General features: G+C 39.6%; 13 protein-coding genes and 1 tRNA gene. 3 read left to right on the top strand and 11 right to left on the bottom strand.

What is annotated here, in order from left to right:
• Positions 1 to 2: 2 nt before the first annotated feature.
• Positions 3 to 695, bottom strand: a complete 693-nt coding sequence (locus ACHZES_RS20425; RefSeq protein WP_038277200.1) for an amino acid ABC transporter permease — start codon at positions 693 to 695, stop codon at positions 3 to 5.
• 17 nt (positions 696 to 712) lie between these two features.
• Positions 713 to 1,486 (bottom strand): basic amino acid ABC transporter substrate-binding protein, encoded by a 774-nt coding sequence (locus ACHZES_RS20420; protein ID WP_395546425.1) that lies wholly within the window; start codon positions 1,484 to 1,486, stop codon positions 713 to 715.
• A gap of 209 nt (positions 1,487 to 1,695) precedes the next feature.
• Between ACHZES_RS20420 and ACHZES_RS20415 the strand changes: the two genes are divergently transcribed.
• Together ACHZES_RS20415 and ACHZES_RS20410 are read left to right on the top strand one after the other, a co-directional pair.
• Positions 1,696 to 2,472, top strand: coding sequence for a YwaF family protein (locus ACHZES_RS20415; RefSeq protein WP_154523297.1), 777 nt, complete (start codon positions 1,696 to 1,698; stop codon positions 2,470 to 2,472).
• Between the two features lie 44 nt (positions 2,473 to 2,516).
• Positions 2,517 to 2,942 (top strand): C-GCAxxG-C-C family protein, encoded by a 426-nt coding sequence (locus tag ACHZES_RS20410; RefSeq protein WP_089994994.1) that lies wholly within the window; start codon positions 2,517 to 2,519, stop codon positions 2,940 to 2,942.
• Positions 2,943 to 3,005: 63 nt separating this feature from the next.
• Here the strand turns inward: ACHZES_RS20410 and ACHZES_RS20405 are convergent, their stop codons facing one another.
• Both ACHZES_RS20405 and ACHZES_RS20400 read right to left on the bottom strand, forming a co-directional pair.
• Positions 3,006 to 3,743 carry an N-acetylmuramoyl-L-alanine amidase family protein gene (locus tag ACHZES_RS20405; protein WP_154523294.1) on the bottom strand — a complete coding sequence of 246 codons (738 nt, stop codon included), beginning with the start codon at positions 3,741 to 3,743 and terminating at the stop codon, positions 3,006 to 3,008.
• Positions 3,744 to 4,001: 258 nt separating this feature from the next.
• On the bottom strand, positions 4,002 to 4,223 hold the full coding sequence (locus ACHZES_RS20400) for an HPr family phosphocarrier protein (RefSeq protein WP_038277189.1): 222 nt from the start codon (positions 4,221 to 4,223) through the stop codon (positions 4,002 to 4,004).
• Between the two features lie 290 nt (positions 4,224 to 4,513).
• Between ACHZES_RS20400 and ACHZES_RS20395 the strand changes: the two genes are divergently transcribed.
• Positions 4,514 to 4,599, top strand: a tRNA-Ser gene (locus tag ACHZES_RS20395).
• A gap of 77 nt (positions 4,600 to 4,676) precedes the next feature.
• Here ACHZES_RS20395 and tet read toward each other — a convergent pair.
• From tet to ACHZES_RS20360, 7 genes are all read right to left on the bottom strand, one after another.
• Positions 4,677 to 6,629, bottom strand: a complete 1,953-nt coding sequence (gene tet, locus ACHZES_RS20390; protein ID WP_395546423.1) for a tetracycline resistance ribosomal protection protein — start codon at positions 6,627 to 6,629, stop codon at positions 4,677 to 4,679.
• A 343-nt stretch (positions 6,630 to 6,972) separates the two neighbouring features.
• Positions 6,973 to 7,602 (bottom strand): HAD family hydrolase, encoded by a 630-nt coding sequence (locus ACHZES_RS20385; protein WP_395546422.1) that lies wholly within the window; start codon positions 7,600 to 7,602, stop codon positions 6,973 to 6,975.
• Between the two features lie 32 nt (positions 7,603 to 7,634).
• Positions 7,635 to 8,483 carry a GNAT family N-acetyltransferase gene (locus ACHZES_RS20380; protein WP_395546421.1) on the bottom strand — a complete coding sequence of 283 codons (849 nt, stop codon included), beginning with the start codon at positions 8,481 to 8,483 and terminating at the stop codon, positions 7,635 to 7,637.
• A gap of 42 nt (positions 8,484 to 8,525) precedes the next feature.
• Entirely contained in the window at positions 8,526 to 9,233 is a 708-nt protein-coding gene (locus ACHZES_RS20375; RefSeq protein ID WP_395546419.1) for a class I SAM-dependent methyltransferase, read from the bottom strand.
• Between the two features lie 109 nt (positions 9,234 to 9,342).
• Positions 9,343 to 10,188, bottom strand: a complete 846-nt coding sequence (locus tag ACHZES_RS20370; protein ID WP_395546418.1) for a GNAT family N-acetyltransferase — start codon at positions 10,186 to 10,188, stop codon at positions 9,343 to 9,345.
• A 57-nt stretch (positions 10,189 to 10,245) separates the two neighbouring features.
• Complete coding sequence (locus ACHZES_RS20365; RefSeq protein ID WP_395546417.1) at positions 10,246 to 10,668, bottom strand: MarR family winged helix-turn-helix transcriptional regulator; 423 nt, start codon at positions 10,666 to 10,668, stop codon at positions 10,246 to 10,248.
• A 12-nt stretch (positions 10,669 to 10,680) separates the two neighbouring features.
• A complete protein-coding gene (locus tag ACHZES_RS20360) occupies positions 10,681 to 12,942 on the bottom strand; it encodes an ATP-binding cassette domain-containing protein (RefSeq protein ID WP_395546415.1) in 2,262 nt (753 codons plus the stop codon).
• Positions 12,943 to 13,031: the final 89 nt, after the last annotated feature.

Below are 13,031 nucleotides of genomic sequence, written 5' to 3'. Positions count from 1 at the left end.
TATTAATGCTCACTTCTGTGCAGCCTCCTCTCCAGTAATTTTACGAGATATGAAAATACCATAACCATAACCAGATAAATAACGGCCACTGCAATCAGGGGCATAAACGCAGAATACGTACGGCTCTTGATGATATCGCCGCCCTTGGTCAAATCCTGCAGCCCTATGTATCCTGCTACAGAAGTCTCCTTTAAAAGGACGATAAATTCATTCGCAAGAGTAGGCACCACGTTTTTAAAGGCCTGAGGCATAACGATGAACCACATGGTCTGGGCGTAATTAAAGCCCAGGCTGCGGCCGGCCTCAAACTGACCTTTTTCAATGGAACTGATACCGCTCCGGAAGATTTCTGCCACATAGGCGCCAGAGTTGATTCCAAATGCCAGAATCGCTGTTGGCACCTGGCCCGGATCCGTGGATGCAAAGATGACAAAATACATGATCATCAACTGTACAACCACCGGTGTCCCGCGGATCACCGTCAGATAAACGCTGCAAACCGCATTTAATAGTTTCAGCTTATGGGTATTTTCATAGGTTGAACGTATGATTGCAACCAGAAATCCCAGCACAATACCGATTAAAACTGCAAAAAACGTGATTTTTAACGTGTTTTGCAGGCCCCCGGTAATGTATTTCCAACGGTCATCTACGATAAAATTCTGATAAAAATCATCTCTTAGCTTTTCCCACATAGCACTCTTCCTTTTTCTTATTCTGCGGTGATATATTTATCTACGATCTTCTTTAATTCACCGGATTCCTTTAATTCCTTAATGGCACTGTTCATCTTATCTAACAGCTCTGTGTTGCCCTTTTTAATAGCGATTGCGTACTCTTCTTCGGTAAATGCTTCGTCAAGGATCGCCAGTCCGGTATTTTCTTTTACAAATACCTTCGCAGGCTCACGGTCAATGATGACTGCATCAATTTTCCCCTGAGAAAGGGCCATAACTGCTTCCATTCCCTTATTGAAGCGCTGTACGTTTGCTTCCTCAATATCATCTGCATAAATATCACCAGTAGTTCCGGTCTGTACTCCGATCTTCTTACCAGTTAAATCATCCGGTGTTTTGATCTCGCTGCCTTCTTTTACAATGATGACCTGGGCTGCTTCTGCATAGGTATCGGTAAAGTCAACATTTTTCATTCTGTCTTCGTTTACGGTCATACCGGCAGCAGTAAAGTCCGCCTTTCCGGACTGAACAGCCGGGATTAAAGAATCAAAGGCCATATCCTGTACATCCAGCTCCACACCCATCTTATCAGCGATTGCACTCGCGATATCCACATCGATTCCAACGACTTTGTTATTGTCATAATATTCATAGGGCGGAAATTCTGCGTTAGTAACCATAACCAGCTTTCCGGCGGCTTCTTGCTGTCCAGCCGCAGTTGTTTCTGTCTTTGTTCCGGAGCCTGCACAAGCAGTTAATAAAGCTGCCATGCATACGACACCTGCCATTGCAATTACATTCTTTTTCATAATGATTCCTCCTCTTATATACACAAATATGCATAATTATTAAATAAAGTGCTAGTTATACATTATATAGCATTTTCGGAATTAATCAAGTACTTAATAAAAAGAAGATTCTTATTTTTCCTGGGAATTTTCATTTACCTTGCATGATTTCAGGCAATCCTATATAATATAGCTTAATCAGAAGTAAGAAAGAGAGGTCGGTAATAGCTATGAAGGAACTCATTGAAAAAACTGCATGGCCTATGAATCCTCCGGCTCCTTATTCCTTGTTCCACATCATATTTATTGCCGTAGGGCTTGCCTCTGTGGTTTTTCTGGCTTATTACACGACCAGAAAAGTAAAGAGCTCCAGACTTCCGCAGCTGCTTTTTTTCTGCGGTCTTCTTCTGGCTGCCACCGAGTGCTGGAAACAGCTTTTTTTATATTATGTGGTAAATGAGCAGACCTACAACTGGTGGTATTTTCCATTTCAGCTTTGCAGCCTTCCCATGTATCTCTGCCTCATTCTGCCGCTGGTCCCTTCTAGGGATGGGCAAAGGGTACTCTGCACCTTTATGCAGGATTTTAACCTTTTAGGAGGCATCATGGCACTGGCAGAACCATCCGGGCTTTTTCATCCTTATTGGTTTTTAACCCTTCACGGGCTGATCTGGCACCTGCTTTTGATTTTTATAGGGTTGGTCATCGCATTTTCCCGCCTTTCCGATACTTCGTTTTTGGGATTCGTGCGGACGCTTCCTCTGTTTTTCATCTGCTGCATCATAGCTTCTATCATAAATCGGACGGCAAAGCCTTTGGGTCAGGCAGATATGTTCTACATTTCACCCTATTACCCGTCGGCTCAAATTGTCTTCCATGAAATTGCGCTAAAATACGGCATCTCCATAGGGAATGCGGTCTATCTGCTTGCCACCTGCCTGGGCGGCTTTCTGTTTCACGTTATATTTCATAAAGTTCACTTATTCTCCGCCCGGACTGACACTTAGACGGGCATTACAATGGAGATCATCACTTCAGGAGGAAACATGATATGTCAGACACAACATCAAAAAGAGTGGAAGAAGCTCTTAACAAGCATGCAAAGGGTTACAATTGCGCACAGTCAGTATCCTGTGCTTTCTGTGATAAAACAGGCATTGATGAGGAAACCATGTTCCGCTTTACGGAAGGAATGGGCCTTGGTATGGGAGGCATGGAAGGTACCTGCGGAGCCATCAGCGCTGCTGCCGTACTTTCCGGTTTGAAGAACAGTTCCGCCCGCCTGGACAAGCCGGATTCCAAGAGGAGCTCCCATGAGGCATCCAAAAAGTGCTTGTCCGAATTTAAGGAACAAAATAAAAGCGTGATCTGCAAGGATTTAAAGGGAATAGAAACCGGAACAGTCCTCCGTTCCTGCAATGACTGCATCGCAGATGCAGTAAGAATCATAGACCACGAATTATTTGGAGAAGAATAACTTACGTATGGAGAACCTCCAATAAGCCTGGCAAGGCCTATTGGAGATTCTTTTTCTTTATCCTTACCGTTCCCCCTCATCTGGCTGCTTTCTGGCCGTTTTCACATCGGAAAGGAATTTCTTCCATGCATCTTCGTGTGCTACAAAGTACCTAGGACAATCCTTTCCTGTGGCATCGTAATGTCTTATGACATCTTTTTCTGTTAATCCCAGATTCCTGCAAAGCCAGGCCGTCAGCTTTACCAGAGAATCATAAGTTGCTTCGTTAAATTTCCCTGTCTCATCAGGGTGGCAGCATTCAATGGAAACCGTATCCACATTTTTTTCTTTGGATGTGGCATAGGCCACCTCATAAATAGGAATTCCCTGAAGTATTTCTCCCTCCAGCCCAATCATAAAATGGCTGCTGGCGGAAATCTTCTTATCTCCCGTCTGGTTCTTCAGGCTGTCAAAATAATTCAAGTTCTGTTTGGCCGTGGTACCTGGATTGGCCACATAATGAACCACAATTCCATCAGCTCGTTTCATTACAGTCCCAGGTCTTGAGTAAGGATTTGGCTCAATAAAATCCTCTTCCACCCAATCTGGCATGGAAACCTTCCTTAAATCCACATAATTTTTGAAAAACAGCAGGCTAATCCCCCATACGATACCAGCCAGGAATATGGACAGAATGAATATTCTGACCACTATGTAGATAATCCGCCTTCGTTTCTGCTGCTTTTTTTGCTTTTGCCGCCTTACTCTGGCACGGCGGCGGCGTTCCAGCTCGTCATAGCTTTCTTTTGTCTGATTCGTCATATCCCAAACTCCTGATTTTCCCTTTTACTAAGTTTACGTCTTTCCTTAGGATAAAGTCAATCAAAAACAGGCTAAAACTGTAAATTAAATCTCTTATGAATTAAATATTAACAGACCGGGTCTTGCCTTGCAGACTGCAGACCGCTGTCTTGGCAATGGTCAGGGAAACAAACAGGGAAAGCCGGTCCCCTTTTCCTTTAAAAGATGGGACCGGCTTCTTCTTTTCTGTTCCTGCCTGATGTTCTAATATTCCAGTATTTAGGCGGCATGGCCTACTAATTCTTCAGGAGAAGCTGCTGCATTGTGGCAAACGATCTCAACCTGTTTTCCAATGCCGATGAGCATAACTCCCATCAGCGATTTTCCGTCAATAACCAGCTGGTTGTAAACGACATCAATATCAAAGCTGCACCTTTCCGCTCTTACTACAAATGCAACCAGATCTTCCACCGTAGAAAATGTATGTTTCAGATTTCTCATCTCTGGTACCTCCTTTTTTGATATTTTTGTGTGTGTCTTTTTAACAAAAACAGATTGGTTTTTCACAAAAAAATATGCACTTTTTCATATATGTTCCTATTATTTCCATAGCACTGGTGCTTATACGGGAAAAAATGAAAATTTTACTAAAAGTACTACACAAAATTAGATTTCTCGTGTATAATTGTATCGTTCGTCTTTTTCATAAGGAGGAGCATATACGAAGCGGCCATTACGGACCTGATTTGAAATCACGTAATCTCCGCATACAAACAACATATTTTTTACATGGAAGCGTATCGAAGTGGTCATAACGAGCCGCACTCGAAATGCGGTTGTCCGCAAGGGCACGTGGGTTCGAATCCCACCGCTTCCGCTAAAAGATTGGTCAAATAGAAACACCCTGCTATTTAGTAAAAAGCAGGGTGTTTCTCATTTTTAGCTGGAGCTACATCAACTCGTTTTTAGGGGCGTAACTTCTTCATAAGCCTTATCAAATAAGTGGCGGGTTTTGTCCAACCGATCATCTGGCTTTCTTGACTGAATAAAAATTTCTCCGGTATTTTGCTGGTATCCTGCGTGTTCTGTTAAAAAAACTCCACAGCCTTTTGTTAACTCTGAAAGCTGCTCTTTGTAAATTTGTGATGTGCGGGCCGGGATTTTTCCAGTTACTACAATTTCATTATGCCGTGTTTTTATTGACACAATCATTGCATGGTATTTTTTTAAGTCATTATAAACACGAGCATTGCAATCTTGGGGGACATAAAGTTGGAATGACAAACACGGTTCCAATAACTCTGTACCTGACTGTTTTAAAACTTGTTCAAGCACGATAGGAGCCAGATGCCTGAAATCAGCCGGTGTACTTACTGGACTATAATACAAGCCATATTCAAAACAAATTTTAAGATCCGTCAATTCCCATCCGTATAACCCTTGTTCGCAGCCAGATCGAATACCTTCTTCAACGGCATTCTGAAATGACTTATTTAAATACCCATATGACACTTTACTTTCATATTGTACTCCTGCTCCAATAGGAAGAGGCTCTATTGACAATCCAATGGAGGCCCAAAAAGGATTTGGCGGAACTTCAATATGGGCGGTAAAAGTTGCCTTTTTTATAGGACGTTCTTTATAAATAGTTGTTACATTTTCTATTTTAGCCTGAAGATGGTATCTGCTCTGCAATAGAGCAACAATGATCTCCATTTGAACCTTTCCAAGGAACTCCATTGTGATATCACTGCTTCTGGAATCCAGTTTATATTGTAAAAGAGGATCTGTTTCGGACAGTTCCGACAAGGCTTCCAGCAGAATTGCTCTATCGGAAGAAAACATGGGGGAAATATTAGCCTGCATGATCAGGCTGTTATCATGTAAGGCCAAGTTGTTCCGTGATATTAAACCTATAGTGTCTCCTATTTTCAGCCGGGCTTCATTTGGGAAAATAGCAATATCACCGCATTCAATTTTGTCGGCTTCTACAATTTTGCCATTGCTTGAGGTTTCCAGCTTTTTAATTTTTATACTTTCAGAATGACCTTCAGGGGTTAGTACATCACGGGGTTTAATTGAGCCACCAAAAATACGCATATATGTGCGCTTATTCCGATTATCATCTCTTTCAATTTTATATACCAATGCAGCGAGTTTGGAGCCTGTCGGTAATATAATCGGATTGAATTCTATAAGAATAGCATCCATCAGTTCTTTTGTTCCTATATGTTTCAGAGCACTGCCATGATAAATAGGCAAAAGCTTACCGCTGCTTATATTTTTTCTTCTGCTATTTAACAGCTCCTCCGTTGTAATAGTCTGATCTAGCATATATTTCTTCAGTAAAGTATCATCCATCTCAATAATCGTATCTTTAAACTCTTCTGACAATTCATCAATTTCCGCGGATAAAAGAGTATTATCATTTGTAATTCTCTGCATTACAAGAATATGGGAAGTTAATTTCTCTTTGATATCTTTATATATTAACTCAAGATCGATATCTGGCTGATCAATTTTATTAATAAAAATTAAAGCAGGAAGCTTCCTTTTTCTTATTGCATCGAAAAGAATTCGTGTTTGTGCCTGAATACCGTCCTTGGCTGAGATCAGTAAAACAATACCATCTAATACATTTAAGGAGCGCTCTACTTCTGCATAAAAATCGATATGCCCTGGGGTATCAATTAAATTGATTTTAACATGATTCCATTCATAAGATGCGATAGACGCCTGTATCGTAATTCCTCTCTGTTTTTCAAGTGTCATAGAATCTGTAATAGTCGAACCGCGATCAACACGCCCTGATTCAGCAATTGTACCGCTGGTATAGAGCATGCTCTCTGTTAATGTTGTTTTTCCTGCATCTACGTGAGCCAGGATGCCTATATTCATTATTTTCATAAGTCACACCTCATACAATCGTTATAATACAAATGTCCCCTGCGATTGAAATACTTTCATCACAGGGGACTTCTATCATAACAATTATGAGCACGACTTAAAAAGCTGTTAGAAAGAAGATTCTACAGCGCAGCGGCATCAATAAAATATGAAAGTATTCTTAAATTAAGGTACAAAAAACCAAGCCCATTACACCTGTAATAAGGCTAAATCATTCATACCTGCCATCATTCAATTGATTGTTATTTAAGAATACCTTGCCGCATAGTAGTTTATCTCCTTATATTACTTTTCTCATATTACCTTATAAATACCAGAGTTGTCAAGTTCAATAGGAATATGTTCAATCCCTCATCATTAAAAGAAGATCGTCAGGTTTTTCTAAGTAATAATCCGCCTTTATTTCTCTGGAAAGACTGCCCCAGCCCGCCAAAGCAAAATCAACCTTGGCACTTTTGGCACATTCCCAGTCATATACACTGTCCCCAATATAAATCAATTCCTTATTGTTCGCATTTGAGACTTCCATGTATTTGAAAAGAGGATCTGGATCCGGCTTGTGCTCCACCGTATCATCAGCACAAATAATCGTTGTGAAATATTTGCTAATATCAAATGGTTCAAAATCCTGTTTGAATTCTTCTCTTGTTTTTGACGTGACAATCCCCAATTCACAGCCGTATTGTACAAGGGCGTCCAACAACTCACTTATGCCCTGAAAAACACATACCGTATTGCTGTAATTGGACATACATTTTTCCCAATGCCCCAGAATAAGCGAAATTGAATTTTCCGGTACGTTAAGTTTTTTCAATGCGTTCTTTCCGGGAATCCCCAATGCAAATGTCAGCTCGTTGATTTCCCTGTTAATCCCGGTTACGGCAATTAAGGTGTCTTGCAAAGAGTGCAAAACTGCATATTCCGTATCTATCAATGTTCCGTCAATATCAAAAACAATATGCTTATATCTCATATATGGCCTCCTCCGCGCACAAATCATCATTCCTATCCTATGTGCAAAATCATCTCATACTGACTCACAGTAGGTTCAAACCCTAATTTTATCAAAAAATCTTTCATGCATTTCGATTCATCATCTACGTTAAGGATACTAATTTTTTGAGATTCCGTATTTTCGATTAAATCAGTAACAATGCTTCTTCCAATTCCGTTCCCTCTATAAACTTTTTTTACTGCAATTTGAGGGATATCTCCTGTCTTTTTATTAATAATACCATATCCAGCAATTGTATTATCATAATGTACAATAGAATATAGAAATTCTTTTGAAACCGCATTCACCGAATCAATTGAATTTTGCCATGAAGGTTCAAAATCCCAAAATTCTTTTAATTGTTCCCACGCCATCTGATCCGCGTGCTCAACTTTATGGTTATTCACAGGAGCATAACTTTTTTTGTCTATTTTAAAGCAGGAAAAATTCCTTCGAATCTTGAATCCCTCTTTTTTGTACAATTGAAGTGCAGACGTATTGGACTGAATAACCTCAAGTAAATACTGTTCTATTTGTTTTTGTTTAAGCACTTCTTTGACATTCAAAAGCATGTTACTTGTGACACCTTGTCTTCTGTAATCAATGATAACGCCTGTTCCAATGTCATACACCGTTGTCTTTCCGTTTAAATTTCGAAGTCCATTTAGAACGAAACCAACCAATCGATCATCTTTAAACGCACCTATGGATATCTCCGGAGCATATCCTCTTCTTTGCAGCATTTGTTTGAATGTTTCAATGGGTAAATTCATTTCAACCTGATAATCGGAAAATGCATTCTGAAATGCTTCGTGAAGTGTTTCTATATTTGCATCATTTAAAGTTCTATAAGCTAACATTTGACCTCCTCAGCTAATTGTTTCACTAATTAAATAAGATGATTACTTTTTTGCTTTTATAACCAGAAACGTAGGCTTAATAAATTCTTTCACCAAATCCGGCTTTTCCTTTATAGCCCAGGGCTCAGGTGCCGGCTCTACCACATCTTTAAGAATAAAGCCTGTATGAGCTATTGTTGATATGATTTCTCCCATGGAACGATGGTAGTTAATTACATCATCCACAAACCACGGGCCAACACGCTGGCCGCTTTTCCCATAGTCAGAAAAAGTATAAGAAATAAAGTTTCCGTTCTCATCCACGTTATGATGACCTTTACAATCCAAGGTGGCTGTTACAATGGGATGTTCCTGCGAATAGATCAAGTACCCGCCCTCATTTAAAAGCGAGTATATATCTTCCATAAGTTTTTGAAAATTTTCTGCGTAATGAAAGGCAAGTGAACTGTACACCAAATCAAATTTCTGTGTTAATGCAGATAATTCTGACATGTCCATACGACAGTATTCAACGTTCGGGTGTGAGAATTCCTTTTCTGCTATTTCAAGCATCTTTTGAGAAAGATCGATACCGACTACTTTTTTAGCTCCATTTTGTGCAAATGAAAAGCTATTATGTCCATATCCGCATCCTATGTCTAAAATTGTTTTCCCCTTGATATCCGGCAATAATTTGTTCATTGCAGGTTGTTCCAATAAATCATTATAGCTTTTTTCGCCCCTTAATTTCATATACTCTTTAAAAAACACTTCATTGTCATATATATTTTGGCTCATGTAAGATTCTCCTTTGTTCTTTTAATTAGTTACATCTCATAATTCCCTATGATACATCATCGTTGCTCTTGCTTTGATTTAATTATGCATGTGATAAAACTGGAAACATCATTTGATGATTCACAAACCAATTATCCTTTCCTTTAAGAACAAAAAGAGTTGTATCCTCTTCCTCGAGAATTCGTGAATGAAAAGCTGCATGTTCTGCAGGAGTGAAGCCAAAAACTACAGTGCGTATTTGAGACTCTGCTACTCTTGATACCATTTCAATCATAGCATGATTCCCGTCGCTAAAAATATCATAACAAGTTAAAATCTCATTTTTATTTGAAGCAATTATTACAGCATCAAAATCTTCCAGAAAGTACACACAATCTTTCATCAATGAAGTACAATAAAACATAAGCAATTCATAGTTATCCTTTATTGCAAGCGCAGAGTATGGGTTGGATTTCGAGTAATACCGCTTCAAGAATTCACGATCACTTGCATGGCTCATGTCAAGTTTCCTTACGCACCCTTTTGTTGGAGTGATAGGACTGCTGCATTGGTATTCAACGGCTTTTACAAAACCAAATTTAGGGTAAAAATCAAGAACACTGTCATTGGCAAACAGATACATGGTATCGCATGTTTCTTTCCATTCACTTAAAATTCTTTCTATTAAATATCTGGATAACCCCTGGTTTCTATAATCGGAGTCCGTCATAACGGTGCCAATCTGGATGCATCGTTTTTCCTGCCCATTATAAAAGGCTTTTAAAATATTCACAGATGCATTGGCAATTACCTTTCCATCATCAATCAAGGAATATGGAATATATTTATCTGTCCAATATCCATTCTGAAAAAATTCTTCAAAAGACAGTCCAAAGGTTTTTTCAGCTAAACGGTTATAACTGCGCCGTAATGCATTATCCTCTTTCATGCTGTTGGTAAAGATATAATTCATATAACCACCCTCCTTCTCTTCCCACTTAAGCAATCATGTTTTTTCAGCATACAAGCTGGTGATTTTTTTGCACATCATTGAAAAGGCTTTTACTTCCTCTGTCGTTAATGCTTCTTCAATTAAGTTCATGATTTCATTTCCAAAATCATCGACACGGTTTAAAAAAGCTTTTCCTTCACTGGTCAGTATAATTTTATAGGAACGGCGGTCATTAAGCTGCCTTTCCTGTACGATATAATTTTTTTCCATCAGCCGTTTCGTCAATTTTGAAATACCCGACTGCGAGATTCCTTTCATTTCGGCAAGCTCTTTCGTTGTTTTTGGCCCTTGATTGCTCAACGTATCAAGGATATAGTACTGTGCAGTTGAAACACCTTCTACGTTAAATTTGTTTGAATCAGATACAATCATACACTGAAAAGGGACATAATTTTCTTCTAATTCTTTTACTGCCATAAAGCCGATCTCCTATATTTTATTCATATATTTTTTCAGGGATTTTCCTGTCAGGGAATCTTTACAATTAATTAAATCTTCCGGCAGCCCTGTAAACATAATTTTACCGCCATGCTGTCCGGCATATGGGCCTAAATCAATAATCCAGTCTGCCTGGCAAATAATATCCAAATTATGCTCTATTACAATAAGGGTGGAATTTTGTTCTACAAGACGATTCATTATACCAATCAACTGTTTTATGTCAGCCATATGCAGGCCTGTTGAGGGTTCATCCAAAACATAAATTTTCCCTCCGTTTAAAAGCTCGGAAGCCAGTTTGATCCGCTGCAATTCCCCTCCTGAAAGTGTGTTCAAGGGCTGCCCCAAAGAAATATAGGTAATTCCAACATCTGAAAGCCTTTTCAGCACTGTTCTAATTTCTTCTTCCCGAAAAAATTCCAAGGCCTCCGATACGGTCATTTTAAGTATTTCACCAATATTTTTTCCTCTTAGCTTATACCCAAGCACTTCGTCGGTATAACGGTTCCCGTGACATTCTTCACATACTGTAACAATGGTATCCATAAATGCTAAATCTGTATAGGTAACACCTAAGCCTTTACAAGCAGGACATGCGCCTTGGGAATTGAAACTGAACAGGGAGGCGCTGACACCGTTACTTTTTGCAAATAGTTTTCTGATCATATCAAAGATACCTGTAAAGGTTGCTATGTTGGAACGCTTTGAAGCTTGTATTCCCTTTTGGTCGATAAAAACAGTATCGGGATAAAATCGGGGCAGCACCTGATTGATAAGCGTACTTTTTCCTGAACCGGCAACCCCTGTCACAACCGTCATTACTCCTTTGGGTATTTCAACTGAAAGGTTCTTCAAATTGTGCAGTGTTGCATTGTGAATGGAAAGCCAGCCTTTCGGGGTACATGTGCCAGCTTTTAATTCAGGCCGGTAAGACAGATACTTCCCTGTCAATGTACCCGATGCTTTTAACCCTTGTAAGCTCCCCTGATATACGATTTCACCCCCATGGATTCCCGCGCCAGGCCCCATATCAATCACTTGGTCTGCAATCTTTATAATATCAGGGTCATGCTCCACGATAAGTACGGTATTGCCTTTGTCACGTAAAAGTTTCATAAGGTCATTGATCTTGCTTATATCGTGAGGGTGCAGTCCTATACTGGGCTCGTCAAAAATATAAGTAAGGTCTGTTAAGCTGCTGCCCAGCTGGCAAACTATCTTGATTCTTTGAGATTCCCCGCCCGATAGAGTGGAGGTTTGTCTGCTTAAACTTAAATAGCCCAATCCAATGGATACCATTTGCCGCAGACGATTCTCTAATTCTGAAACGATTGCTGCCGCCACTGGAGCATTGATTAACTGGATAAATTCTAATAGTTCGTTTATCTGCATATCAGTGCATTCCGCTATATTTTTACCGTTCACTTTGCAGGATAATACTCTGTCATTAAGGCGTGTCCCATGGCAGTGGGGACAATCCTGCTTTATGATAAAGCCCTCAATTTCTTTGCTGTATCTAACTTTTTCGCCATCCTCTTTTTTGAGAAAGCTCCGCTCGATCCGTGGAACCACCCCCTCATATAATGAAGTTTTAGGCCATTCGGGAAGAGGATCTTTCACCTTAATGCCGTCAGCATAAAGAAGCAGATCCAGTTCTTCGGCGGAATATTCTTTAATTTTTTTATCATTATCAAAAAATCCAGAATAAATATATCGGGTTAGCCGCCAGCCGCCGGGTTCAAAAGTAGGAAAACGGATTGCTCCCTCATTTAAAGATTTATTTTTATCTAACAGACGTTCAATATCAACTGCTTCCATCTTTCCTAAGCCCTGACAGCAGCTGCACATTCCAGCCGGATTATTGAATGAAAAAACGTCGGAATATCCGGCAAAAGGTTTTCCAATTCGTGAAAACAACAGACGCAATAAAGAATAAATATCTGTAATCGTGCCCACTGTTGACCGTGCATTACCACCCAACCGTTTTTGGTTGATTATAAAAGCTACCGATAAATTTTCGATCATATCCACATCAGGTTTTCCGTAATGGGGCATACGGTGACGGATAAAACTGGTGTAGGTTTCATTTAATTGCCTTTGGGATTCTGCTGCTATTGTATCAAATACGAGTGACGATTTACCAGAACCGGATACTCCTGTAAAAACCGTAATTTCTTTTTTGGGTATCAGAACATCAATATTTTTTAGATTCCGTTCCCTTGCTCCAGATACCCGAATATAATTATCAGACATAATTTTACCTTTCCATCATATATATGACACAGTTAATATATGAGTGTGTCAACTATATTCTATCACCATTTTTACTTCTTTGCAATGAT

The sequence above is a fragment of the Lacrimispora sanguinis genome (assembly GCF_044987295.1).
GTDB classification, from domain to species: Bacteria; Bacillota; Clostridia; order Lachnospirales; family Lachnospiraceae; genus Lacrimispora; species Lacrimispora celerecrescens_B.
Note: the sequence above shows the minus strand (reverse complement) of the source record. Positions and strands in the feature narration are given on the sequence as shown.

What these genes read in the sequence shown, in the direction of transcription:
- ACHZES_RS20425 (WP_038277200.1), bottom strand. Translation starts at nt 695, where the DNA reads ATGTGGGAAAAGCTAAGAGATGATTTTTATCAGAATTTTATCGTAGAT.
- ACHZES_RS20420 (WP_395546425.1), bottom strand. Translation starts at nt 1,486, where the DNA reads ATGAAAAAGAATGTAATTGCAATGGCAGGTGTCGTATGCATGGCAGCT.
- ACHZES_RS20415 (WP_154523297.1), top strand. Translation starts at nt 1,696, where the DNA reads ATGAAGGAACTCATTGAAAAAACTGCATGGCCTATGAATCCTCCGGCT.
- ACHZES_RS20410 (WP_089994994.1), top strand. Translation starts at nt 2,517, where the DNA reads ATGTCAGACACAACATCAAAAAGAGTGGAAGAAGCTCTTAACAAGCAT.
- ACHZES_RS20405 (WP_154523294.1), bottom strand. Translation starts at nt 3,743, where the DNA reads ATGACGAATCAGACAAAAGAAAGCTATGACGAGCTGGAACGCCGCCGC.
- ACHZES_RS20400 (WP_038277189.1), bottom strand. Translation starts at nt 4,223, where the DNA reads ATGAGAAATCTGAAACATACATTTTCTACGGTGGAAGATCTGGTTGCA.
- tet (WP_395546423.1), bottom strand. Translation starts at nt 6,629, where the DNA reads ATGAAAATAATGAATATAGGCATCCTGGCTCACGTAGATGCAGGAAAA.
- ACHZES_RS20385 (WP_395546422.1), bottom strand. Translation starts at nt 7,602, where the DNA reads ATGAGATATAAGCATATTGTTTTTGATATTGACGGAACATTGATAGAT.
- ACHZES_RS20380 (WP_395546421.1), bottom strand. Translation starts at nt 8,483, where the DNA reads ATGTTAGCTTATAGAACTTTAAATGATGCAAATATAGAAACACTTCAC.
- ACHZES_RS20370 (WP_395546418.1), bottom strand. Translation starts at nt 10,188, where the DNA reads ATGAAAGAGGATAATGCATTACGGCGCAGTTATAACCGTTTAGCTGAA.
- ACHZES_RS20365 (WP_395546417.1), bottom strand. Translation starts at nt 10,668, where the DNA reads ATGGCAGTAAAAGAATTAGAAGAAAATTATGTCCCTTTTCAGTGTATG.
- ACHZES_RS20360 (WP_395546415.1), bottom strand. Translation starts at nt 12,942, where the DNA reads ATGTCTGATAATTATATTCGGGTATCTGGAGCAAGGGAACGGAATCTA.